At 48.2% G+C, this 22,873-nt stretch carries 26 protein-coding genes; 25 read left to right on the top strand and 1 reads right to left on the bottom strand.

Features of this window, described 5'->3' with window-relative positions; translation table 11 throughout:
* The first annotated feature begins 68 nt into the window (after positions 1–68).
* The 18 genes from trpE (at position 69) to ypjB (ending at position 16,021) form a co-directional block, all read left to right on the top strand.
* A complete protein-coding gene (trpE, locus tag MKX80_RS11990; RefSeq protein WP_154998179.1) occupies positions 69–1,616 on the top strand; it encodes an anthranilate synthase component I in 1,548 nt (515 codons plus the stop codon).
* On the top strand, positions 1,588–2,604 hold the full coding sequence (gene trpD, locus MKX80_RS11985) for an anthranilate phosphoribosyltransferase (RefSeq protein ID WP_154998181.1): 1,017 nt from the start codon (positions 1,588–1,590) through the stop codon (positions 2,602–2,604). Before trpE ends, trpD begins: the two co-directional genes overlap by 29 nt.
* A complete protein-coding gene (trpC, locus tag MKX80_RS11980; protein ID WP_216928491.1) occupies positions 2,597–3,355 on the top strand; it encodes an indole-3-glycerol phosphate synthase TrpC in 759 nt (252 codons plus the stop codon). The genes trpD and trpC overlap by 8 nt, the downstream gene beginning before the upstream one ends.
* Entirely contained in the window at positions 3,355–4,011 is a 657-nt protein-coding gene (locus MKX80_RS11975; RefSeq protein WP_234113226.1) for a phosphoribosylanthranilate isomerase, read from the top strand. The genes trpC and MKX80_RS11975 overlap by 1 nt, the downstream gene beginning before the upstream one ends.
* Positions 3,992–5,218, top strand: coding sequence for a tryptophan synthase subunit beta (trpB, locus tag MKX80_RS11970; protein WP_154998185.1), 1,227 nt, complete (start codon positions 3,992–3,994; stop codon positions 5,216–5,218). The genes MKX80_RS11975 and trpB overlap by 20 nt, the downstream gene beginning before the upstream one ends.
* Positions 5,187–5,990 (top strand): tryptophan synthase subunit alpha, encoded by an 804-nt coding sequence (gene trpA, locus MKX80_RS11965; RefSeq protein WP_026579384.1) that lies wholly within the window; start codon positions 5,187–5,189, stop codon positions 5,988–5,990. Before trpB ends, trpA begins: the two co-directional genes overlap by 32 nt.
* A 12-nt stretch (positions 5,991–6,002) precedes the next feature.
* A complete protein-coding gene (hisC, locus tag MKX80_RS11960) occupies positions 6,003–7,085 on the top strand; it encodes a histidinol-phosphate transaminase (RefSeq protein WP_234113225.1) in 1,083 nt (360 codons plus the stop codon).
* A 53-nt stretch (positions 7,086–7,138) separates the two neighbouring features.
* Positions 7,139–8,254 carry a prephenate dehydrogenase gene (locus tag MKX80_RS11955; protein ID WP_176274746.1) on the top strand — a complete coding sequence of 372 codons (1,116 nt, stop codon included), beginning with the start codon at positions 7,139–7,141 and terminating at the stop codon, positions 8,252–8,254.
* Positions 8,255–8,264: 10 nt separating this feature from the next.
* On the top strand, positions 8,265–9,551 hold the full coding sequence (aroA, locus tag MKX80_RS11950; RefSeq protein ID WP_326077800.1) for a 3-phosphoshikimate 1-carboxyvinyltransferase: 1,287 nt from the start codon (positions 8,265–8,267) through the stop codon (positions 9,549–9,551).
* A 234-nt stretch (positions 9,552–9,785) separates the two neighbouring features.
* The gene (locus tag MKX80_RS11945; protein ID WP_154997872.1) at positions 9,786–11,060 is read left to right on the top strand and encodes a tetratricopeptide repeat protein; all 1,275 of its coding nucleotides are present in this window, start codon (positions 9,786–9,788) and stop codon (positions 11,058–11,060) included.
* A gap of 68 nt (positions 11,061–11,128) precedes the next feature.
* Positions 11,129–11,668, top strand: a complete 540-nt coding sequence (locus tag MKX80_RS11940; protein ID WP_020451944.1) for a ReoY family proteolytic degradation factor — start codon at positions 11,129–11,131, stop codon at positions 11,666–11,668.
* Positions 11,669–11,750: 82 nt separating this feature from the next.
* Positions 11,751–12,197: a YpiF family protein gene (locus MKX80_RS11935; RefSeq protein ID WP_182070468.1), complete on the top strand. Its 447-nt coding sequence runs from the start codon at positions 11,751–11,753 to the stop codon at positions 12,195–12,197.
* 146 nt (positions 12,198–12,343) lie between these two features.
* Positions 12,344–12,850: a ubiquinol-cytochrome c reductase iron-sulfur subunit gene (locus MKX80_RS11930; RefSeq protein WP_154997876.1), complete on the top strand. Its 507-nt coding sequence runs from the start codon at positions 12,344–12,346 to the stop codon at positions 12,848–12,850.
* 2 nt (positions 12,851–12,852) lie between these two features.
* Positions 12,853–13,527: a menaquinol-cytochrome c reductase cytochrome b subunit gene (gene qcrB / locus MKX80_RS11925; RefSeq protein WP_003182952.1), complete on the top strand. Its 675-nt coding sequence runs from the start codon at positions 12,853–12,855 to the stop codon at positions 13,525–13,527.
* A gap of 32 nt (positions 13,528–13,559) precedes the next feature.
* Positions 13,560–14,327, top strand: coding sequence for a menaquinol-cytochrome c reductase cytochrome b/c subunit (locus tag MKX80_RS11920; RefSeq protein WP_154997878.1), 768 nt, complete (start codon positions 13,560–13,562; stop codon positions 14,325–14,327).
* Positions 14,328–14,362: 35 nt separating this feature from the next.
* Complete coding sequence (locus tag MKX80_RS11915; protein ID WP_268343309.1) at positions 14,363–14,551, top strand: hypothetical protein; 189 nt, start codon at positions 14,363–14,365, stop codon at positions 14,549–14,551.
* Positions 14,552–14,561: 10 nt separating this feature from the next.
* A complete protein-coding gene (locus MKX80_RS11910; protein ID WP_186807217.1) occupies positions 14,562–15,146 on the top strand; it encodes a DUF1405 domain-containing protein in 585 nt (194 codons plus the stop codon).
* A 74-nt stretch (positions 15,147–15,220) separates the two neighbouring features.
* Positions 15,221–16,021: a sporulation protein YpjB gene (gene ypjB, locus MKX80_RS11905; protein ID WP_268324308.1), complete on the top strand. Its 801-nt coding sequence runs from the start codon at positions 15,221–15,223 to the stop codon at positions 16,019–16,021.
* A gap of 42 nt (positions 16,022–16,063) precedes the next feature.
* Here the strand turns inward: ypjB and MKX80_RS11900 are convergent, their stop codons facing one another.
* Entirely contained in the window at positions 16,064–16,936 is an 873-nt protein-coding gene (locus MKX80_RS11900) for a YitT family protein (RefSeq protein ID WP_023857433.1), read from the bottom strand.
* 137 nt (positions 16,937–17,073) lie between these two features.
* Between MKX80_RS11900 and MKX80_RS11895 the strand changes: the two genes are divergently transcribed.
* The 7 genes from MKX80_RS11895 to MKX80_RS11865 are packed head-to-tail and all read left to right on the top strand — an operon-like array spanning position 17,074 to position 22,657.
* Positions 17,074–17,412, top strand: a complete 339-nt coding sequence (locus tag MKX80_RS11895; protein ID WP_023857432.1) for a nucleotide pyrophosphohydrolase — start codon at positions 17,074–17,076, stop codon at positions 17,410–17,412.
* A gap of 12 nt (positions 17,413–17,424) precedes the next feature.
* A complete protein-coding gene (dapB, locus tag MKX80_RS11890; RefSeq protein WP_154997884.1) occupies positions 17,425–18,228 on the top strand; it encodes a 4-hydroxy-tetrahydrodipicolinate reductase in 804 nt (267 codons plus the stop codon).
* 19 nt (positions 18,229–18,247) lie between these two features.
* Positions 18,248–18,661, top strand: a complete 414-nt coding sequence (mgsA, locus tag MKX80_RS11885; protein ID WP_154997886.1) for a methylglyoxal synthase — start codon at positions 18,248–18,250, stop codon at positions 18,659–18,661.
* Positions 18,648–19,355: a bacillithiol biosynthesis deacetylase BshB1 gene (gene bshB1 / locus MKX80_RS11880; RefSeq protein ID WP_261763601.1), complete on the top strand. Its 708-nt coding sequence runs from the start codon at positions 18,648–18,650 to the stop codon at positions 19,353–19,355. The genes mgsA and bshB1 overlap by 14 nt, the downstream gene beginning before the upstream one ends.
* Entirely contained in the window at positions 19,355–20,536 is a 1,182-nt protein-coding gene (gene bshA, locus MKX80_RS11875) for an N-acetyl-alpha-D-glucosaminyl L-malate synthase BshA (protein WP_154997888.1), read from the top strand. Before bshB1 ends, bshA begins: the two co-directional genes overlap by 1 nt.
* Entirely contained in the window at positions 20,496–21,689 is a 1,194-nt protein-coding gene (locus tag MKX80_RS11870) for a CCA tRNA nucleotidyltransferase (RefSeq protein WP_234111913.1), read from the top strand. The genes bshA and MKX80_RS11870 overlap by 41 nt, the downstream gene beginning before the upstream one ends.
* The gene (locus MKX80_RS11865) at positions 21,674–22,657 is read left to right on the top strand and encodes a biotin--[acetyl-CoA-carboxylase] ligase (protein WP_076792582.1); all 984 of its coding nucleotides are present in this window, start codon (positions 21,674–21,676) and stop codon (positions 22,655–22,657) included. The genes MKX80_RS11870 and MKX80_RS11865 overlap by 16 nt, the downstream gene beginning before the upstream one ends.
* The last annotated feature ends 216 nt before the right edge of the window (positions 22,658–22,873 follow it).

Below are 22,873 nucleotides of genomic sequence, written 5' to 3'. Positions count from 1 at the left end.
AATTCAATCATTTGTCCTCTAAAGGCCTTCTTCTCATTCTCTCCGCCTGAATAAGGAGTGAGAGATTGTTGAGTCTGCAAACCGATTTTGCCTCTTTTTCAGAGGATACTTCACACTTTAAAACGATACCAATTATTGAGAGTTTTTCCGTCGATACGTTGACGCCCGTTCAACTGGTCGAGAAGCTGCAAGAAGACATCGTGTATTTGCTGGAAAGCCAGGATGAAACCTCCGCATGGTCAAGATATTCTTTCATCGGCTTAGACCCCTTTTTGACGATCAAAGAAGAACGCGGCCGGTTTCACGCCTGCGATCAAAAGCAGAAAAAGCTTTATTCAGCTTCACAGTTAAAAGAAGTTCTCGAATGGATGTCAGAGACGTATTCGATCAAAGCGCCTGAGCTCGACATCCCGTTTACAGGGGGAGCGGTCGGCTATTTAAGCTACGATCTAATGCCGCTCATTGAACCGTCGATCAAAGGGCACAGCAAAGAAACGGAGATGGAAAAATGCCTCCTGTTTGTCTGCCGGACGATGATCGCCTATGATCACGAGCTGAAAAAGCTGCATTTCATCCACTATGCAAGGCTTGAAGGCAGTGAAACAAGGGAGGAAAAAAACCGCATTTTCAAAAAAGGGAAAGAAGAGCTCAAACAGCTTACACACAGGCTGTCAGACCGGAAAGCGCCGAAAGAGCTGTTTCTCCCGCAAGGACGGCACACAGCCCCCAGCTTTGAAGGGATTCAATCAACATATGAGAAATCCCGGTTTTTGGCCGATGTCGATCGCTTGAAAGAGTACATTAAAGCGGGAGACATTTTTCAAGGCGTCCTTTCGCAAAGGTTCGATATTCCGGTGAAGGTCAGTTCTTTTGAGTTATACAGAGTGCTGAGAATGGTCAACCCGTCCCCGTACATGTACTACATGAGGCTTCCTGACCGCGATCTCGTTGGAAGCTCGCCTGAACGTCTGATCCATGTTCAAAACGGCCATCTTGAAATCCATCCGATCGCCGGCACGAGGAAAAGGGGCGGTGATCAGGCTGAGGATAAGCGGCTCGAAAAAGAGCTTTTGGCTGATGAGAAAGAAAAAGCGGAACATTACATGCTCGTCGATTTGGCGAGAAATGATATCGGCAGAGTAGCTGAATACGGGTCTGTCCAAGTGCCCGAGTTTACGAAAATCGTTTCCTTTTCGCACGTCATGCACATCATTTCGATCGTAACCGGCTCTTTAAAAGCGGGCGTCCACCCGGTTGACGCTTTAATGAGCGCATTTCCGGCCGGAACTTTGACCGGCGCTCCGAAAATCCGCGCGATTCAGCTTTTAAATGAGCTTGAGCCCGAACCGAGGGAAACATACGGAGGGTGCATTGCTTATATCGGATTTGACGGAAATATCGATTCGTGCATCACGATCCGGACGATGAGCGTGAAAAACGGAGTGGCGTCCATCCAGGCTGGAGCAGGCATCGTAGCCGACTCCGTGCCTGAAAAAGAATGGGAAGAGACCTGCAATAAAGCAGGGGCTCTGTTAAAAACGATTCAAATCGCGGAAGAAATGTTTCTTGAAAAGGGGGAGGACGGCAATGAACGAACTGCTGAAATCATGCGTTAACGGAGGGACAATGAATGAAACCGAGGCACACAGCATCATGCGTGACATGATGACCGGCTCGCTGAGCGCCGCGGAAATCGGAGGCCTCCTGTCCGTTCTCGCTTACAGGGGAGAAACGGCTGAAGAGATTACGGGATTTGTCAGAGCCATGCGGGAGCAGGCACATACAATAGATGGACCGGAACATGTTGTCGATACGTGCGGAACCGGAGGAGACGGAAGCTCCACCTTCAACATTTCTACAGCGGCCGCGATCATCGCTTCATCAGCCGGGGCAAAAATCGCAAAACACGGTAATCGTTCCGTTTCATCGAAAAGCGGGAGCGCTGATGTTCTCGAATATCTCGGCGTTTCAATTCAGACGTCGCCTGAAGAAACGATTCAGAGCATTAGACGCCGCAATATGGGATTCCTGTATGCGCCAAGCTATCACTCTTCCATGAAGCACGTGGCAGGCGCAAGGAAGGATCTGGCTTTTAGAACCGTCTTCAATCTGCTCGGCCCGCTCAGCAACCCGATGAAAGCTAAACGCCAGGTGATCGGCGTCTACTCGATCGAAAAAGCAAAGCTCATGGCCCGCGCTCTTGAAGCGTTTGAAACGGAACACGTATTGTTTGTTTCGAGCCGGGACGGTCTTGATGAACTGTCGATCACATCGCCGACAGATGTGATTGAACTGAAAGGCGGCAAAACATACGAATACACCGTTGAGCCAGGTGATGTTGGTCTGCCGCTCGGCAGGCTGAGCGACATTCAGGTGGCGACGCCTGAAGAAAGCGGCCGTCTCATCGTCGATATTTTGAAAAACCGCGCTCCGGACTCGGCTGTTCATATCGCAGCGTTTAACGCCGGAGCCGCTTTATACGCCGCAGAGCAGGCAGCGGATTTAAAAGAGGGCGTTGCGCTCGCTTTAGAAGCTGTTGCAAGCGGAGAGGCGCTCAATCAGCTGGAGCGATTAAAACAGAAAGAGGAAGAGTTATATGCTTAATCAAATTATTGATAGAAAACGAGAAGACATTCTAAAGATCGAACTGCCGGAAGATTTAAAGCTGCCAAAGCGGTCATTTAAAAAGGCGCTCCTTTCTCCGAACCGGTTTGTCGCTTTAATTGCGGAGGTGAAAAAAGCTTCTCCGTCAAAAGGCGTGATTCAGGAAGATTTTGAGCCCGTTAAGATCGCTAAACAGTACGAACAGGCTAAAGCCGATTGTTTGTCTGTTCTGACAGATACACCTTTTTTTCAAGGGAGGAACAGTTATTTGTCAGATGTGAAACGCTCGGTTTCCCTGCCTGTACTGCGCAAGGATTTTATCATTGATTCCATTCAGGTTGAAGAAGCGGACCGCATCGGAGCGGATGCGATCCTGCTGATCGGAGAGGCGCTTGAACCGCAAAAGCTGTTTGAGCTCTACCGGCAAGCCGCTGAAAAAGGCATGGATGTGCTCGTCGAAGTTCATGGCGAAGAGACGCTTGAGGGCATTTTAAATGTCTTTACACCCGAAATCATCGGGGTAAACAATCGAAATCTAAAAAACTTTGAAACGTCCGTCGGGCAAACAGAGCGTATGGCAAAACTCGTTCCGTCAGGGACCGTTCTCATCAGCGAAAGCGGCATCGGAAAATCGGAAGATCTCGCATTTGTAAAAACGTGTGGAGCCCAGGCCGTGCTTGTCGGCGAATCGCTGATGAGAGAGCCGTCACAGCTGAAGGCTGTCCATGCGTTATTCGGTGAGAACGGATGATCGAGAAAACGAGCTTAAAATATTGCGGGATTCATTCATTGGAAGATTTAAAGGTGACAGCCCGCTCGAAAGCCGATTATCTCGGATTTATTTTCGCCGAAAGCAAACGGTCGGTAGACCCGGCGGATGTGAAACGCTGGTGTAGCGAAACGGATACAACAGGTAAAAAGCTGGTCGGCGTTTTTGTTAATGAAAACATGAGTCGGATGGCTGAAATCGCAAAAGAAGCCGGTTTGGACGTGATCCAGCTTCATGGAGATGAAACGGCGGCAGACATCAAGCGGCTGAAAAGCATGACAGACTGCGAGATTTGGAAGGCGCTCCATCACGGGAATGATACCGTTCAGAGCATGGCATCTTTCGCACCTTACATCGACGGGTATGTTATCGACTCGTCTGTTAAAGGGATGAGAGGAGGAACGGGCGTTTCGTTTTCGTGGGACAGCGTCCCAAAGTATAAAGATGTAGCACAAAGAGAAGGAAAACGTCTGTTTATCGCCGGGGGCGTGAACCCGGATACAATCGCAGATCTTTTAAAGCGGTGTCCGCCGGGAATCGACCTGGCAAGCGGAATTGAAGAAAGAGGCAGGAAAAGCGAAAAGCTGATCAGCCTTTTAGAAGAAAGGATGTTCGAACATGTATTCATATCCGAATGAACAAGGCAGGTTTGGTGATTTTGGCGGGAAATTCGTCCCGGAAACACTCATGCAGCCTTTGGAAGAAATCGAAAAAGCGTTTCTTGAACTGAAAGACGACCCTACATTTCAAAAGGATTATCAAAAGCTTTTAAATGACTATTCAGGCAGGCCGACGGCTTTGACGTTCGCAGACCAGCTCACAAAGCAGCTGGGCGGAGCGAAGATTTACTTAAAAAGAGAAGATTTAAACCATACAGGCGCCCACAAAATCAACAATGCCCTCGGCCAGGCGCTCCTGGCCAAGAAAATGGGGAAAACAAAGCTCATCGCTGAAACCGGCGCAGGCCAGCACGGCGTGGCGGCGGCGACTGTCGCTGCAAAGTTCGGCTTGTCATGCATTGTCTTTATGGGTGAAGAAGATGTTGCCAGACAATCGCTGAACGTGTTCCGGATGAAGCTCTTGGGAGCGGAGGTCGTTCCGGTGTCAAGCGGAAACGGGACATTAAAAGATGCTACAAACGAAGCGATCCGCTACTGGGTTCAGCATTGCCAGGACCATTTTTACATGATCGGTTCCGTCGTCGGGCCGCATCCGTATCCTTATATCGTCCGCGAATTTCAACGGATGATCGGCGAAGAGGCGAAAGCGCAGTTTTATCAATTGGAGCAAAGCCTCCCCGATAAAGTTGTCGCCTGTGTCGGAGGCGGCAGCAATGCGATCGGGATGTTCAGCGCGTTCATTGAAGAAACTGTTGAACTGATCGGAGTCGAAGCTGCGGGAAAAGGTGTCGACACCCCTCTTCATGCGGCAACGATCACAAAGGGGACAAAAGGCGTCATCCACGGTTCTTTGACCTACTTGATTCAAGACGAGTACGGACAGATCATCGAGCCTTATTCCATCTCAGCCGGACTTGATTATCCGGGGGTCGGCCCCGAGCACGCCCATCTTCATCAAACAGGGCGCGTCACGTACGAATCTGTCACAGATGATGAAGCGGTCTCGGCATTAAGGCTGCTGACGGAGACTGAGGGCATTTTGCCGGCTATTGAATCCGCCCATGCATTGGCAAAAGCATTTGACATCGCTAAAGAACTGCCGAGGGAGAAAAGTGTTCTCGTCTGCCTTTCAGGCAGGGGAGACAAAGACGTCCATACCTTGATGAAGGTGTTGGAAGAAGAGGTGAATCAAGATGTTCAATCTGAAAAAACAGCCGTCCGATAAGTTATTTGTTCCGTTTATTACAGCTGGAGACCCGCTGCCTGAAATCTCGATCGAGCTGGCGAAATCCCTTCAAGAGGCGGGGGCGTCCGCCCTTGAACTCGGGGTTCCGTATTCTGATCCGCTCGCTGACGGCCCTGTGATTCAACGCGCATCAAAAAGGGCGCTTGACAACGACATGAACATCGTAAAAGCGATCAGGCTTGGCGGTGAAATGAAAAAAAACGGCGTCCATATTCCGATTATTCTCTTTACGTATTATAATCCTGTGTTACAATTAGATACAGATCACTTTTTCGCTTTACTGCGACAAAATCGGCTAGACGGACTCCTTGTACCGGACCTTCCTTTTGAGGAAAGCGTATATTTGCAGCAACAGTGTAAAAAACACGGGATTACCTATATTTCGCTGGTCGCGCCGACAAGCGAATCGCGCATTCAAAAAATAACGCAGCAGGCGGAAGGTTTTGTGTATTGCGTTTCTTCGCTCGGTGTGACAGGTGTGCGCAATGAATTCGAAGATTCTGTTTCTTCATTTATCAGGTCAGTTAAAGGAATGAGCTCCGTCCCGGTAGCCGTCGGGTTTGGGATTTCCAGCTCCAAACAAGTGGAGATGATGAATGAACTGGCGGACGGTGTTGTCGTGGGAAGCGCCCTTGTCAGAAAGATCGAGGAGCTGAAAGACGAACTCATCGCCCCTGAGACAAGGGAACAAGCCTTAAAGGCGTTTGAGGCATACGCTAAGACATTTAGCGGATCGTACATGGTAAAATGAGGTGACAGAATGTTGCAAATTAAAGAACAGTTAAAACAATTAACGCCTTACCAGCCGGGCAAACCGATTGAAGAGGTCAAAAAAGAATTCAACCTCGACCGGGTCATTAAGCTCGCTTCAAATGAAAATCCTTACGGCTGTTCGGAAGCGGCAAAAGAAGCCCTCCAGACCGAAGTGCAGCAAATGGCTCTCTATCCTGACGGCTATAGTGCGGCATTGAGAACTAAGCTTGCCTCCCATCTCGGCGTAAACGAAACGAACATCATCCTGGGAAACGGAACAGACGAAGTCATTCAAATTATTTCCCGCTCTTTGTTGGATCCTGCCTCAAATACTGTAATGGCGAATCCGACATTTTCACAATACAAACACAATGCTGTCATCGAAGGAGCGGAAGTCAGGGAAGTCGGCCTGCTTGAAAACGGCTGCCACGACCTTGATGCAATGCTGGAGGCGATCGATGAACAGACGAAGGTGGTCTGGGTTTGCAGCCCGAACAATCCGACCGGAACGTATGAATCCGGCCGCAACCTAATCCGTTTTCTTGAAAAAGTTCCGGAACATGTCCTTGCTGTCGTCGATGAAGCTTATTACGAATACGTAACGGCTGAAGACTACCCTGAGACCATTCCGCTTCTGGAACGCTTTCCGAACCTGATGATTCTCAGGACGTTTTCAAAAGCTTACGGGTTGGCGTCCTTAAGAGTCGGCTACGGGATTGCCTCTGAACAGCTGATTCGGGCGATTGAGCCTGCGCGACAGCCGTTTAATACAAACCGGCTCGGCCAGGCTGCCGCGCTTGCGGCCCTCGGCGATCAGGCATTTATCGACGATTGCGTGAGAAAAAACAATGAAGGGCTCAAACAGTACTACGATTTCTGTGATGAGCACGGGCTAACTTACTATCCTTCACAAACGAACTTTGTGCTGATCGATTTTAAACGGGATGCAGACGAACTTTTCCTCAAGCTGCTGAAAAAAGGCTATATCGTCAGATCGGGGAATGCGCTCGGCTTTCCGACATTCCTTAGAATATCGGTCGGTACGAAGGAACAGAACGAAGGCTTTTTGAAAACGTTAGCCGGCATGTTGTAAGAGGTGATGATTCAGTCACCTCTTTAGTCTATTGATGAACTAGGTGATAAAAAATGACTCAACCAAATGAAACGATTTTATTGGCCGGTTTGGGCTTAATCGGCGGTTCAATCGCCCTTGCCATCAAAAAGGAACACCCCGGCAAACGGATCATCGGGTTTGACGTGTCAGAAGAGCAGGCAAGAGCTGCACAAAAGCTTGGCGTTATTGATACTCCGGCTGCTTCTTTTTTAGAAGGGGTGAAGGAAGCGTCGACCGTTTTTTTAGCGGCGCCGGTCGAACAGACGCTTCACATGCTCGATGAACTTGCCGCTTCAGGCATCAAGAAAAAGCTGCTTATTACAGATGTCGGCAGCACGAAACAAAAGGTCGTCAGCCATGCCGAAAAAGTTTTGCCGAATGAATACAGGTTTATCGGGGGCCATCCGATGGCCGGCTCTCATAAATCGGGCGTCGCAGCCGCCAAAGACTTCCTTTTCGAGAACGCGTTCTATATTTTGACGCCTTCCGGATCCGCCGGCAAAGAAGCGGTTGCTTCTTTAAAAGACCTGCTCAAAGGAACAAACGCAAAGTTTGTGGAAATGTCTCCGGCTGAACACGACGCCGTTACAAGCGTGATCAGCCATTTTCCGCATGTCGTGGCGGCGAGTCTCGTCCATCAGACCGTCAAATTCGAAGATCAGTACCCGCTCGTCAAGCGTTTTGCCGCAGGGGGCTTCCGCGATATCACGAGGATTGCCTCAAGCAGCCCGGCGATGTGGCGCGATATTCTTTTGCACAATAAAGATAAAATATTGGAGCGGTTTGACGAATGGAAACAAGAGCTGGACAGAATTCAGTCTTTTGTCGAAAATGAAGATGCAGACGGACTGTTTGAATTTTTTCGGCAAGCCAAGGAATACCGTGACGGTCTGCCTTTACGGCAAAAAGGCGCGATCCCTTCCTTTTACGATCTTTATGTCGATGTTCCGGACCATCCCGGGGTCATCTCGGAAATTACGGCGATCCTCGCCGACGAGCAAATCAGCATTACGAACATCCGGATTATTGAAACAAGGGAAGACATAAACGGTGTTCTCAGAATCAGCTTTCAATCCGATGAAGATCGAAAACGTGCCGAAAAATGCATTCAAATCCGCGCAAAATATGAAACATTTTATGCTGATTGAGGTGGAATACATGAAAAGAGGAAAAATCAGTTCACTAAAAGGAGAGCTTCATATTCCGGGAGATAAATCCATCTCTCATCGTTCTGTTATGTTCGGAGCCATGGCAGAAGGGAAAACGGTCATCAAAAACTTTTTGCCAGGAGCCGACTGCTTGAGCACGATCGCCTGCTTTCGGAAAATGGGCGTGGAAATCGAACAGAATGGCAGTGATGTCACCGTCCTCGGCAAAGGGCTCGATCAGCTGACTGAGCCTGCTGAACTCCTCGATGTAGGGAATTCCGGAACGACGATCAGGCTGATGCTCGGCATTTTGGCGGGACGCCCGTTTCACAGTACGGTCGCCGGCGATGAGAGCATCGCCAAAAGGCCGATGAAGCGTGTCACAGAACCGCTTCGAAAAATGGGAGCGAAAATCGACGGCCGCGCCGGAGGGGAATACACACCGCTTTCTGTCCGTGGCGGACATCTGACCGCGATCGATTTTGAGTCGCCTGTTGCAAGTGCGCAAATCAAATCGGCCGTTCTGCTTGCGGGTCTGCAGGCCGAAGGCACCACAACGGTGACGGAGCCTCATAAATCAAGAGACCATACGGAACGGATGCTGTCGATGTTCGGCGTCAGCCTTCAGGAAGATGAAACAAGCGTATCGATTGAGGGCGGGCAGCAGCTGAAAGCAGCCGAAGTCTTTGTGCCGGGTGATATTTCATCAGCTGCGTTTTTCCTGGCAGCGGGATCGCTTGTTCCTGACAGTGAAGTCGTGCTTCGCAATGTCGGACTCAACCCGACCAGGACGGGAATCATCGATGTCTTGAAAGAAATGGGCGCCGATCTTGAAATCGAAGAAAAAGACACCGGAAACGCTGAGCCGTACGGCGATCTGAGAATCAAAACGTCCTCTTTGAAAGCCGCCGAAATTTCGGGCGATTTGATTCCGCGCCTCATCGACGAAATACCGATCATCGCCCTTCTAGCTACACAGGCTGAAGGAACGACGGTCATCAAAGACGCGGCTGAGCTCAAAGTAAAAGAAACGAACCGAATCGATACCGTCGCCTCAGAGCTGAAAAAAATCGGTGCGAACATCGAGCCGACGGAAGACGGGATGAAGATTCACGGCAGGACGCCTCTTACAGGCGGCGCGAAGGTCTCAAGCCATGGGGACCACCGGATCGGAATGATGCTGGGGATCGCCGCCTGCATCTGCGAGCAGCCGATCGACATTTTACAGCCAGAAGCTGTGAGCGTCTCATATCCTTCATTTTTTGAACATATTGAAAAGCTTGCTGAAAAAGCCTGAAGCATTGTGCTCCAGGCTTTTTCAGCCCGGAAAATCATGAAAGCCGGGCGTTTGATCATAAAACGAATGTCTTTGGCATAGCTTGTCTTAACAGAATCAATCTGCTTCCATACAGCTGTGCGGGCAACATATTTGCCGGAAACCGCCGCGTGAATTATGATAGTAAGTAACTCACCGCGTTATCCCGGCTGATACGGCCGGCGATGAATTGACGAAAGAAAGGGACGTTTAGATTTGAATACTTCGATTCAAGAAGCCATAAAATTAGTTGAAGCAGGCCACCCGGAAAGCGGATTGAAAAAGCTTGCTGATATCGAGTCTGACCTTCATGATGAAGACAAAGCCATAGTAGCCCAGCTGTATTACGAATGGGGAATTGTCGATAAGGCTATCGCCATCGTGAATGACCTTCATGAACTGTATCCGGATGAAACGGAACTGACATGCTTTTATGCCGAACTCCTCATCGAAACCGACCAGGAAGAAAAAGCGCTCAGCGTGCTCGAAACGATTCCGGAAACAGACGAAGCATACCCGCAGTGCCTGCTTTTAATGGCTGACCTCTATCAGATGCAGGGTCTGTTTGAAGTCAGCGAGCAAAAGCTGTTGAAGGCGCGAGCCATTTTGCCTGATGAGCCGGTCATCGATTTTGCTTTGGGAGAGCTGTATTTCACTCAGGGAGCTTACGGAAAAGCGGTCCGTCAATTCAAAAAAGCGGCCGAAGAAGAAGCCGTCATCGGTGGCGTGAATGTGTACCAAAGGCTGGCGGAATCATTGAGTTCATCCGGAGCGTTTGAAGAAGCGCTTGAATGGTATGAAAAAGCCGTCAAGGAGAACCCGGAGCCCAACACACTGTTCGGGTTTGGTTTTACGGCACTGAAAGCGGGGTATCCTAAAACTGCGATTAAACAGCTGACAGAGCTGAAGGAAATGGACCCTGCTTATTCTTCGCTTTACAAGCCTCTGGCAAACAGCTATGAAGCAGAAGGGCTTTATGAGGAGGCATTCGAAACGGCAAAAGAAGGAATCCGCGTCGATGAGTTCAACAAAGAGCTTTATCTTTCTGCTGCAAAAGCAGCTTTAAAAACGAAAAGGCATTCGGAAGCGAAAGAACTGCTTCGTGAAGCGCTGGCGCTGGACCCCGGATATCTGGAAGCCGTCCATACCCTGCTTGCCCTGTTTCTTGAAGAAGATGATGATGAGAGCATCATTGAACTCGTTCAGGAAGTGCGCAAATACGGAGAGGATGATCCGAAGTTCAGCTGGCATGTGGCATCAGCATTCGCCCGGACCGAAGCGTACGACAAAGCCCGTGAGGAATATGAGAACGCATTTTTGCACTACCGGGATGACGCCGATTTCCTTTACGAATATTCCATGTTTCTGCTTGAAGAAGGACGGCAGAAAGAAGCGCTGCCTCTGCTGAAAAAACTGGCAGAGCTCGACCCGGCAAACGAGGAAGTCCAGGAGACGATTTTCAGAATCGAAGATGAAAATTCCTTTGAATAAGCAGGATATGATCGGTTTGTGTGGAATTTATAAAGTAATACACAAGATGCGATAGAGGAGGGAATAACATGCAGACCCCTGTTTCTGTCAATGAAAAAAAAGATTTTATCCGCTGGTTTCTCAACCATTATCAGCTGAAACGAAGAGAGTGTGTATGGATTCTGAATTATTTAATGAGCCATGACTCGCTGATGGAAAAAGTGCATTTTGTCGAGCAGGCCGAATTTTGTCCGAGGGGCATTATCATGTCTACCCACTGCGTTGAGGAAGTGCCTTTTCGTTTTTATAAAGAAAATGTCATGACGACCGATGCAGAAAAATCATTTCATGATATCAGGCTGAATAAGCAGCAGGATCTTTTTATCCAGCTGAACTTCCGCTCAGCCTATAATTCTCCGGAATATGCGGCTGTACTCGAAGCCAATCCGCATATTCCGAAAGACCTATATGAAAATGAAAAAGATAAAATTGTCGCTGAACAGATTTTGGAGCATTCCATTTCCACTTTTCAGAGACAAAAGCTGCTGCGGGAAATCGATGAAGCGCTTGACCGCCAGGATAAAGAAAGCTTCGAAAAACTAGCTAAACAACTGAGCCAGCTGCGATAATCCGCTGCCAATCAAGCCTTGCCGAGAGCAAGGCTTGTTCAGCTCCGGAGAAAGCGCTGTCATAACGAGGAGGCCGGGAGCCGTGAAATGGAATACGCACGATGCGGATGTTTACTTGAATGCGAAAGAATACATCGATACAGCTGTCATCCCTTTAATATCGGTTGATTTGGGAGATCAGTTTAAATCTGCCGTATCAAAAGGGGAATTTACGTCTATACTTGCAGAGGAACTCGAAAGGCAGCTGAAGGGCAGAATCTATCTGTTTCCGCCCTGTACATATTTGCAAGCGGATGAGAAATCGGCGCAGCATATCGCCGATTTAAAAGAAATGGCCGAAAAACATTTTCGCCACATCGTTTTTTTAACGACGGATGAACGCTGGAAGCAGGTGCTCGAAAGCGAGCAAAAGCTGCTGTGGGTTCCGGCGATTCCTCTCGAACATATGAAGGATTCGTTAAAGCAGAAGCTGCTTGAAGATCAAATCGAGCAAATATTGAACATTTTGTTACAATATTGGAACTCTTAATAAAAACACTTACATTTCCTTTGTATAATGATTTTGGGAATGTTGACCTTCCTAAAATATTGATATATTATGAGGGTGTCCTAGTTTCATGAATTTTTTTCTATTTCAGTTATATTGTAGCTGGGGACTTGAGGGGGGATATGAAGATGAGCGAAAAAAGACATCGGGTATCCAGACGTCAGTTTTTAAACTATACGCTGACCGGAGTCGGCGGCTTTATGGCGGCGGGGATGCTCATGCCTATGGTTCGCTTCGCGCTCGATCCGGTTTTAAGGCCGACTGAAGATCAGGACATGGTTCAGGTTGTCAGCGTTGATGAATTGACAAATGAACCGCAGCGCTTCGATTTTAAAATCAAACAAGTGGATGCCTGGTACGAATCGGAAGAATCGAGATCAGCGTGGGTTTTCAAAAGTGGGGACGAAATTGTAGCTTTATCACCGGTTTGTAAACATTTGGGGTGTACGGTCAACTGGAACAGCGATCCTAAAAATCCGAATAAGTTCTTTTGTCCGTGCCATTACGGACTTTATGAAAAGGATGGTACCAACGTGCCCGGAACTCCGCCGCTTGCTCCTTTGGACCACTATGAGCAAGAGGTTAAAGACGGCTACCTTTACTTAGGGAAAGCCAAGCCGAGGAAGGATGGGTGATCATGCTAAACAAAATTTATGACTGGGTGGATGAAAGACTTGACATTACGCCGCTCTGGCGGGACATCGCCGACCATGAAGTTCCTGAACACGTAAACCCGGCTCACCATTTTTCAGCTTTCGTGTACTGCTTCGGGGGGTTGACGTTTTTCGTAACGGTGATTCAGGTGCTGTCCGGCATGTTTTTGACGATGTATTACGTTCCGGATATTAAAAATGCCTGGGAATCTGTTTATTATTTGCAAAATGAAGTGGCGTTCGGACAGATTGTAAGGGGAATGCACCACTGGGGTGCGAGTTTGGTCATCGTGATGATGTTTCTTCATACGCTCAGGGTTTTCTTCCAGGGAGCTTATAAGAAACCTAGAGAGCTGAACTGGATTGTCGGCGTTTTGATTTTCTTTGTCATGCTCGGTTTAGGTTTTACAGGCTACCTTTTGCCTTGGGATATGAAAGCTCTGTTTGCGACAAAAGTAGGTTTGCAGATTGCTGAGGCGACGCCGCTGATCGGCTCGGAAATTAAAACATTGCTTGCCGGTCATCCGGATATTGTCGGCGCTCAGACGTTGACGCGCTTTTTTGCCATACACGTCTTTTTCCTGCCAGCCGCTCTGTTTGGACTGATGGCAGCACACTTTATCATGATTCGCAAGCAAGGAATTTCTGGGCCGCTGTAAACGAGCGACTCAATTGAGAAGGAGGGGATGGCATGAAAAGGGGAAAAGGGATGAAGTTTGTCGGTGATTCACGGATCCCGGCGGAAAGAAAACCGAATATTCCAAAAGATTATTCCGAATTTCCAGGGAAAACGGAAGCGTTCTGGCCGAATTTCCTGCTGAAAGAATGGATGGTCGGAGCGGTTTTCCTTGTCGGTTTTCTCGTGCTGACCATCGTCCATGAGCCTCCGCTCGAGCGGATGGCAGATCCGACTGATACCGGCTACATACCTTTGCCAGACTGGTATTTTCTATTTCTTTACCAATTGTTGAAATACGAATATGCTGCCGGACCGTATACGGTGGTCGGCGCGATTATTATCCCGACAATTGCATTCGGAGCGCTTTTATTGGCGCCGTTTCTTGACAGAGGCCCTGAGAGAAGGCCGTTTAAACGTCCGGTTGCCGTAGGGTTGATGCTTTTGGCAATTGCAGCGACTGTTTTCTTAACATGGCAGTCCGTTGCAACTCACGACTGGGCCGCTGCTGAAGAGCAGGGTAAAATCAAGGAAGAGGCCGATATTGATACGAGTGCAGCAGGGTATAAGATTTATCAGGAACAGGGCTGTATCTCGTGCCATGGAGACAACATGCAGGGAGGAGCGGCAGGCCCGTCTCTCGTTGACAACGGCTTGTCTCCGGAAGAGATTGCGAAAATCGCTAAAGAAGGAAAAGGCGAAATGCCTGCTGGCGTTTTTAAAGGATCTGACAAAGAGCTTAAAGAACTGTCTAAATTCATCTCTGAAACAACGGCGAAATAAAACGGTTGTCAAGTTGATGAAGGCAGGCTATACTCTTGATAGAGCTGAAGCTGACGCCAAGTCAGCCTCTCGGGCTGTCGACGATGTCGATGGCCTTTTCAATTTTGACCGCTGCTGATCGTGAACCGGCACGGAAGCTGGAAAGGCGCCGCTTCTTGGCATGCGTTTTGCGGTTAATCTATGAAGCTGACCCGGCGGCGGCTTTTTATTTAAAGAGACTGTGAGTTGATTGCTTTGAAACTGATTTGCTACATGCTCGCTCAAAAGCCGATGCTTCTGCTGCTTTTGATCATTAATTTCTTCGGTACGGTTTACGGGTATTACTGGTATCTTCCGCAGCTGATGAATACGCCTGCAAAATTTATGATTTTCGTACCCGACAGCCCGACGGCGACATTGTTCTTTTTATTTGTTCTCATCGGACTTTTATTGGGAAGGAATGCTCCTCTCTTTGAAGCGCTTGCGCTTGTTACGCTTGTCAAATACGGGCTGTGGGCGGTTGTGATGAATATTCTTGTGCTTGTAGTGAGTGGAAGCCTTCATTGGACGGGGTATATGCTGATCGCGTCGCACTTCGCAATGGCTGTGCAAGGCGTGCTGTACGCCCCCCATTACCGGTTTAAAGGGTGGCATTTGGCGCTTGCGGCTGTTTGGACGCTGCATAACGATGTCATTGATTACTTGTTTGGAATGATGCCGAATTATTCAATGCTCGATCAATATATGCCGCAGATCGGCTATTTTACATTTTGGCTCAGCATCGCTTCGATCGGTCTGGCCTATTACCTGGTCTTGTCCCGAAAAGCTTTTAAGCTGTAACACTGCTTCACAATCTTGGTCTAACCTTGTCCCTCTCTTCATACGCTTTAATAGAAGGAGTGGGAGGGACCGTAATGATACGAAAGGTGATCCTTTGCATGATGCTTGCGCTTGTTTTTCCTGCGGCCGGTTTGAAAGCGAAAGAATCATCGGCTTTGCAGGAATTGACGGAACTGTCAGATACGGTATTCCAGCTAACAAGGCAGTCTCAATATGAGGAAGCGGTACAAATTCTTCAATACTTTGAAAAACGGCTGAAAGCAGCAGAGAAAGACGGAACAGAAGAGATGATGACGGGCTCGGAAATCCGCCAGGTCAGTCTGGCCTACCATGATACGCTGAAAAGGCTGGAAAGCGAAGAGGTCGCACAGCAGGAGAAATTTAAAGCCGCTGCCCAGTTTAGAATGCTGATGGACGCCATTGAATCTGACCATGATCCGCTGTGGAGCAGTTTGAAAAAACCGATCATGGATTCTTTCAGCGCTTTGAAGGCCGGGATTCAGAAGGAAGACAACTTGACATTCAGGGAAAAGTGGAATCATTTTTTATCCTTGTATGATACGATTTATCCAAGCTTAACGATTGATGTTTCGCAAAAGCAGTTAAAAAGCGTCTCCAACCATATTGCAGTCGTGGAAAACGGGGGCTTTCAGCAAATGACGGAAAGCAGCAAGCTGGAAAGGCTGACGCTTTTGGAAAAAGATTTGGAAGATGTGTTTGATCAAGTAGAAGAAGATGATGCAGACCCTTCCCTGTTATGGGTCATCCTGACGACGGGGAGCATTATCCTATCGACGCTGACATATGTCGGTTTCAGAAAGTATAAAGCCGAAGAGGACAGGCGCAGAAAAAGAGAAAAAGATTGGCCGAAATAAGAAGCTCCGCTGATCGCGAGCTTCTTTTTTGCTGATCTTCAATCAGCGTGTGATGGGATTTTTGTTCTCATCAAGCGTAAAACCTTCTCCAAGAACGTCGTGTACGTCGCTGACGGCTACAAAAGCGTGCGGATCGACCGAGGTAATCACGTTTTTCAGCTGGAAAACCTCATTTTTCGGAACGACGCAGTATAAAACGTCCCGCTCGGTTTTCGTATAAGACCCCTGACCTTTTAAAACCGTGACGCCTCTTTCCATTTCTTCAATGATTTTTCGCTGAATCTGGTCGTTCTTTTCAGAAATGATGGTTGCGCCTTTTGCGGCATAACCGCCTTCCTGCATAAAGTCGATGACCTTTGAGGCGACAAATACGGCAACAAGCGTGTACATCGCTTCCTTATAGGAAAGGTAAAAAATAAGGGATAATGTAATGACGCAGGCGTCAAACACAAACATGGCTTTGCCCATCGGCACTTGAAAATATTTGTTGATCAGCCGCACAATAATATCGACGCCGCCCGTTGTTCCGCCGTATCTGAAAATAATGCCCAATCCGGTGCCGATAAACACGCCTGCAAAAAGAGCCGCGAGCGCAAGATCGTTTTGAAGCGGCATATGAATCTGGAAGCGCTGAAAAATCCATAAAAACACCGACAGACTGACTGTGCCGAGAATGGTATATGAGAAGACTGTTCTGCCGAGGAGTTTCCAGCCGATGAAGAAGACCGGGATGTTCAGCACCAGATTGGATATGGAAGGATCGATGTTAAACAGGAAATAAAGCAGCAGGGTAATGCCGGTAAAACCGCCTTCCGACAAGTTGTTCTGCATATTAAAATGAACGAGTCCAAAGGAAAAAACAGCAGCGCCTGCTAAAATAAACAGGACGTTCTTCATTCTGATGTCTCCGAACATAAAAAAACTCCTTTCCTTCCATAAGCTGGCGTTAATATTATAGTGTATCCGTTTTAAAACAGCAAACCCGTCTTAAACATTTGTCAAACTTGTTTGAATTCGCTAACATGTAAGAGATGACAGGAGGTTTTGTCAGCATGACGAAAGAAAAAACGATGAAAGATATACAGCGTGAGGTTGACGAATATATCGGCCAGTTTAAAGAAGGCTATTTCAGTCCGCTTGCCATGATGGCCAGGCTGACGGAAGAGCTTGGCGAACTGGCGAGGGAGATCAACCATCATTACGGCGAAAAACCGAAGAAAAAAACCGAATCGGAAAAAAAGATCGATGAAGAAATCGGCGATGTATTGTTCGTTTTAGTTTGTCTTGCGAATTCGCTTCATATATCATTGGATGAAGCGCATGATATGGTCATGGAGAAGTTCAACACCCGTGACAAAGACCGCTGGACAAGAAAAGAAGAAGGAAAGTAGAGGAGAATCAAGATGCAAAAGGAGACCATTAAAATCGCAATAGCTGGACCGCGCGGAAGAATGGGAAGCGAAGCGGTCAAACTTGTTGAAGAAACCACACATTTTGAGCTTGTCGGTGCAATCGACCGTACATATAACCGTGAAAAGCTGTCAGATGTGATGATGTCAAGTTCAGATGCCGTCATTTACACCGACATCACCGAATGCTTTTCAGAAACGGCTCCGGACGTTCTGATTGATTTGACAACGCCGGAAATCGGCAAGCTACATACAAAAATCGCATTGGAGCACGGCGTCCGTCCTGTTGTGGGAACGACAGGATTTTCTGAGAGCGACTTGAACGAGCTTACGGAACTGACCGATGATAAGGGAATCGGAGCCATTATCGCACCAAACTTCGCGCTTGGAGCCGTGCTGATGATGAAGTTTTCACAAATGGCTGCCAACTATTTTACCGATGTCGAAATCATTGAACAGCACCATGATCAAAAACTTGACGCACCAAGCGGAACGGCCTTGAAAACGGCGGAAATGATTTCGGCTGTTCGCGAAGCGAAAACGCAGGGGCACCCGGATGAAAAGGAAATTCTGCCGGGAGCAAGAGGCGCCGATCAAAACGGAATCCGTCTCCACAGCGTTCGTCTGCCGGGATTGATCGCCCATCAGGAAGTGATGTTCGGCGGAGACGGCCAAACCCTGAAAATCCGTCATGATTCATACAATCGCACATCTTTTATGTCTGGTGTGAAACTGGCTGTTGAACAAGTAATGAAAATCGATCAGCTTGTCTACGGCCTTGAAAATATCATAGAGTAACAAAAAGGGGGAAATCGCTTTGAAAATCGCCTTAATTGCCCATGACCGAAAAAAACAGGATATGATTCAGCTGACGACCGCTTATAAAGACATTTTAAAAAAGCATGAGCTGTTTGCGACAGGAACGACAGGTTTAAAAATCACCGAAGCGACAGGGCTGCCTGTCGAGCGCTTTCAATCGGGGCCGCTTGGCGGAGACCAGCAGATCGGCGCTTTGATCGCGAAAAATGACATCGACCTTGTGATTTTTCTGAGAGACCCGCTGACGGCCCAGCCGCACGAACCTGACGTGTCAGCTCTTATCCGCTTGTCTGACGTTTATGCCATTCCGCTCGCCACCAACATGGGAACGGCGGAAATCTTAATCCGATCTGTCGAGGAAGGCGCGTTTGAATTCAGAAACATTATCCACGGCGGGGATCGCGATGCTTGATATACTGGCTTTCGGTGCGCACAGCGATGATGTAGAAATCGGCATGGGAGGAACCATTGCCAAATATACTAAAAAAGGCTTTCAAATTGGAATCTGCGATTTAACCCAAGCTGAACTGTCTTCAAACGGAACAGTCGAAACGAGAAAAAGCGAAGCGGCGCTGGCGGCCGAAATTCTCGGCGCCAGTCCGCGGATTTCCCTCACGCTGCCGGACAGGGGCCTGTTTCCCAGCCAGGCGGCGATCAGGGAAGCGGTTGCCGTCATTCGGAAACATAAGCCGAAGCTTGTCTTTGTTCCTTATCCAAAGGACCGGCATCCCGATCACGGGCACGCAGCGGAAATCGTCGAAGAAGCGGTCTTTTCCGCTGGAATACATAAATACGAAGATGCAGAAAAACAGCCGGCCCATAAAGTCCAAAACGTGTACTACTATATGATCAACGGTTTTCACAAACCTGAATTTGTCATCGACATTTCCGAAACGATCAATCAAAAAAAGGAAAGCCTTGCTGCTTATCAGAGCCAGTTCACCCGTTCCCGGCAGTCGGTTGAAACACCGCTGACGAACGGATATATTGAAACGGTCGAAGCCAGGGAAAAGCTATTGGGAAAAGAGGTCGGCGTCGCATACGCGGAAGGGTTTTTTTCAAAGCGGACTCTTCTGTTAAACAACGATTTATTTGGGGGCGGATGATGAAACAGTTAAAAATCGGAATCACGTGTTATCCGAGTGTCGGCGGATCAGGAATTATCGCCACCGAGCTCGGCAAACTGCTTGCGGAAAAAGGACATGAAATTCATTTTATTACATCGAGTGTTCCGTACAGGCTCAATAAAGTGTATTCCAACATCTATTTTCACGAAGTCGAAGTCAATCAATATGCCGTGTTTAAGTACCCGCCGTATGATTTGGCTTTGGCCAGCAAAATGGCGGAGGTGGCAAAGCGGGAACAGCTTGATGTTCTGCATGCCCACTACGCGGTGCCTCACGCGATTTCCGCTTTTTTAGCGAAGCAAATGCTGAACGGAAACATTAAAACAGTCACAACGCTGCATGGCACAGATATAACCGTTCTCGGCTATGATCCGTCATTAAAAGACCTGATCAAGTTTGCGATCGAATCGTCTGACCGCGTTACCGCAGTCTCTTCGGCTCTTGCCGCGCAAACGTATGATCTGATCAAACCGAACAAAAAAATCGAAACGATCTATAATTTTGTGGATGAGCGCGTGTATTTAAAAAAACAGGAGTATCATTCGTTGAAAGAGCAGTACGGCATTGCCCCTGATGAAAAAGTGATCATCCACGTATCCAATTTCAGACAGGTAAAGCGCGTACAGGACGTCATCCATGTATTCAGCCGCATTGTCAAACGAATGAAATCGAAGCTGATTCTCGTCGGTGACGGGCCGGAAATGACCGTCATCTGTCAGCTTGTCAGACAGCTCGGATTAAAAGACGACGTTCTTTTCCTGGGCAAACAGGACAGCGTGGAAGAGCTTTACGCCATCAGCGATTTAAAGCTGCTTTTGTCCGAGAAGGAAAGCTTCGGTTTAGTGCTGCTGGAAGCGATGGCCTGCGGCGTTCCGTGCATCGGCACAAATATCGGGGGGATTCCTGAGGTGATCAAAAATGGTATATCCGGTTATTTGGTCGATGTAGGAGATATTGAAGGCGCGGCTAGTAAGGCGCTCCATTTGCTGACTGATGAAAGCCTGCAGCGCCGTTTTGCGGAAGCGGCTCTGCAAAGCATCAAGGAGCGCTTTTCTTCCGACAAAATCATCGCGCAATATGAGGAAATTTATCAACAATTAACAGACTGGGAGTGTGACAATGGAGGATCTCTTTTTGAAGGCTCTTCCTCTCCTTCGTGAGCTGAAAAAACACGGCCGGCAGGCCTACTTTGTAGGCGGAGCCGTCAGGGATGCCCAAATGAACCGGGATGTCGGTGATATTGACATCGCTACAGATGCATCCCCGGAAGAAATTGAAGCCATTTTTCCGAAAACCGTTGATGTCGGAAAGGAACACGGAACCATCATCGTCCTCTTTGAGGGAGAATCCTATGAGGTGACAACCTTTCGCGCTGAGCTTGAGTACGAGGATTACAGAAGGCCGAGCGGCGTTCAGTTTATCAAATCGCTGAAGGAAGACCTGAAGAGGCGGGACCTGACGATTAATGCCATGGCGATGGATGAACAAGGCAGACTGATCGACTATTTCGGCGGACTCCGCGACATACGGGAAAAATTGATTCAAACGGTCGGCGACCCGGCGGAGCGTTTTCACGAAGATGCGCTTCGCATGTTGCGGGCGCTTCGTTTTATGAGTCAGCTCGAGTTTGAGCTTTCTCCAAATACAAAAAAAGCGATTTGCGAAAACCGTCTGCTATTGGCCCATATTTCTACAGAGCGGAAAACGGTTGAATTCGAAAAGCTTTTAAAAGGAAAAGCAGCGGACCGGGCTCTGGAAGCAGCGGCCGAAACAGGGCTTTACAAGGAGCTTCCGGGGCTGGACGGCAAAAAGGAGCGCGTTCTGGCTGCCCGAGCTTTTCCTTTTCATCAACTTCAAAAAAGAGCTGATATATGGGCGGCTTTCATTCACATGATATCGATCGATTCCGCTGAAGCGCACCGATTTTTAAAAGGGTGGAAGCTACCGGGGAAAGTCATAAAACAGGCGCTCCTGACGGCTGAACGGATCGATCAAAAATGGGATGCCGTCTCGATGTATGAGGCGGGGGAAGAGACGCTGCTGTCCGCTTTCGCCATTCGCAGCTTGAGGGACAAGCAGGCAATCGATCAACAGCGGCTGGCTGAAATCAGACAGTCGTACCGCGCGCTTCCGATTAAAAGCCTGAAAGACCTGGCGGTGTCTGGAAGCGATTTGCTGAATTTCAGAAACAAGCCGGCCGGGAAATGGGTCTCCGATGATTTGAAACGGATTGAGCGGGCCGTGTTAAACGGGGAGCTTGCCAATCAAAAAAAAGCCATAGAGGAGTGGCTGGATTCATGCAGTCAAATTTAAGAAAGAAACTCATTCAATTGTTTACAGAGGCCGACGGCGAATTCATTTCAGGCCAGAAAATCAGCGAAGAGCTCGGATGCTCGAGAACCGCCGTTTGGAAGCATATCGAAGATCTGAGAAAATCGGGATATGAACTTGAAGCGGTCCGAAAGCTCGGCTATAAAATGATAAAAAAACCTGACAAAATCACCGAAGATGAAATCAGGCTCGGGTTAAAAACGAAAAAAATGGGACAAACCATCCATTTTCAGGATGTCGTTTCATCAACACAAAAAATCGCTCATGAACTAGCAAACAACGGTGCGCCGGAAGGAACGATCATCGTTGCCGACAAGCAGACAGAAGGAAGAGGAAGAATGGCGAGAGCATGGCATTCACCGGAAGGAAACGGCATTTGGATGAGCATCATTTTAAGGCCTGAAATGCCCGTGCAAAAAACGCCGCAGCTGACGCTTTTAGCCGCTGTCGCGATCGTTCAGGCAATCGAAGAGCAAACCGGCATCGCAGCCGAAATTAAATGGCCGAACGATATTTTGATCAACGGCAAAAAAGTGGTCGGGATCTTAACCGAACTGCAGGCGGAAGCCGATCAGGTCCATTCCGTCATTGTCGGAACGGGGATCAACGTCAATCAGCTTGCTGGCGACTTTCCTGAAGAATTAAAAGAAACAGCGACAAGCCTTCGTCTCACAAGCGGTGAAAAAATCGACAGAGCGGCTTTGATTCAAACAATAATGGCAATTTTCGAAAAAAGGTATGAAGACTATCTCGCCTACGGTTTCGAACCGATCAAGCTTTTATGGGAGAGCTACGCTTTGTCCCTGAACCGCGAATTGACGGCCAGGACGCTGAACGGAACGTTTCACGGAAAAGCGCTGGGAATAGACGAAGAAGGCGTCTTGATCCTGGAAACGAGTGACGGCATCAAAAAAATATACTCTGCCGATATCGATATTAATCCGTCATAGTTGGAAGGACCCGAGCGTTTTTGGTATACTTCGGATGGGCAGTATCCTCTGGGAACTGCACCTGGAAAACATGCAACTCATAAAAAAAACAGTCTGCCTTGATCCAAAAAGGACTGGGACAGAGGGATGATTCTTGCCGAACACGGACGATTTAAAATCCTTCTCCTTACCGGAAGGTTTTTTTGCTGTCCGAAAAGATGCAGATGCAAATACGGC

This window comes from Bacillus sp. FSL K6-0972, assembly GCF_037976035.1.
Classification (GTDB): Bacteria; Bacillota; Bacilli; order Bacillales; family Bacillaceae; genus Bacillus; species Bacillus haynesii.
The sequence above is the reverse complement of the archived record's forward strand: the minus strand, read 5'-3'. Positions and strand labels throughout refer to the sequence as shown.

Coding starts and splice junctions, on each gene's coding strand:
- trpD (WP_154998181.1), top strand. CDS start 1,588: ATGAACGAACTGCTGAAATCATGCGTTAACGGAGGGACAATGAATGAA.
- trpC (WP_216928491.1), top strand. CDS start 2,597: ATGCTTAATCAAATTATTGATAGAAAACGAGAAGACATTCTAAAGATC.
- trpB (WP_154998185.1), top strand. CDS start 3,992: ATGTATTCATATCCGAATGAACAAGGCAGGTTTGGTGATTTTGGCGGG.
- trpA (WP_026579384.1), top strand. CDS start 5,187: ATGTTCAATCTGAAAAAACAGCCGTCCGATAAGTTATTTGTTCCGTTT.
- MKX80_RS11955 (WP_176274746.1), top strand. CDS start 7,139: ATGACTCAACCAAATGAAACGATTTTATTGGCCGGTTTGGGCTTAATC.
- aroA (WP_326077800.1), top strand. CDS start 8,265: ATGAAAAGAGGAAAAATCAGTTCACTAAAAGGAGAGCTTCATATTCCG.
- MKX80_RS11940 (WP_020451944.1), top strand. CDS start 11,129: ATGCAGACCCCTGTTTCTGTCAATGAAAAAAAAGATTTTATCCGCTGG.
- MKX80_RS11930 (WP_154997876.1), top strand. CDS start 12,344: ATGAGCGAAAAAAGACATCGGGTATCCAGACGTCAGTTTTTAAACTAT.
- qcrB (WP_003182952.1), top strand. CDS start 12,853: ATGCTAAACAAAATTTATGACTGGGTGGATGAAAGACTTGACATTACG.
- MKX80_RS11920 (WP_154997878.1), top strand. CDS start 13,560: ATGAAAAGGGGAAAAGGGATGAAGTTTGTCGGTGATTCACGGATCCCG.
- ypjB (WP_268324308.1), top strand. CDS start 15,221: ATGATACGAAAGGTGATCCTTTGCATGATGCTTGCGCTTGTTTTTCCT.
- MKX80_RS11900 (WP_023857433.1), bottom strand. CDS start 16,936: ATGTTCGGAGACATCAGAATGAAGAACGTCCTGTTTATTTTAGCAGGC.
- MKX80_RS11895 (WP_023857432.1), top strand. CDS start 17,074: ATGACGAAAGAAAAAACGATGAAAGATATACAGCGTGAGGTTGACGAA.
- dapB (WP_154997884.1), top strand. CDS start 17,425: ATGCAAAAGGAGACCATTAAAATCGCAATAGCTGGACCGCGCGGAAGA.
- bshA (WP_154997888.1), top strand. CDS start 19,355: ATGAAACAGTTAAAAATCGGAATCACGTGTTATCCGAGTGTCGGCGGA.
- MKX80_RS11870 (WP_234111913.1), top strand. CDS start 20,496: ATGGAGGATCTCTTTTTGAAGGCTCTTCCTCTCCTTCGTGAGCTGAAA.
- MKX80_RS11865 (WP_076792582.1), top strand. CDS start 21,674: ATGCAGTCAAATTTAAGAAAGAAACTCATTCAATTGTTTACAGAGGCC.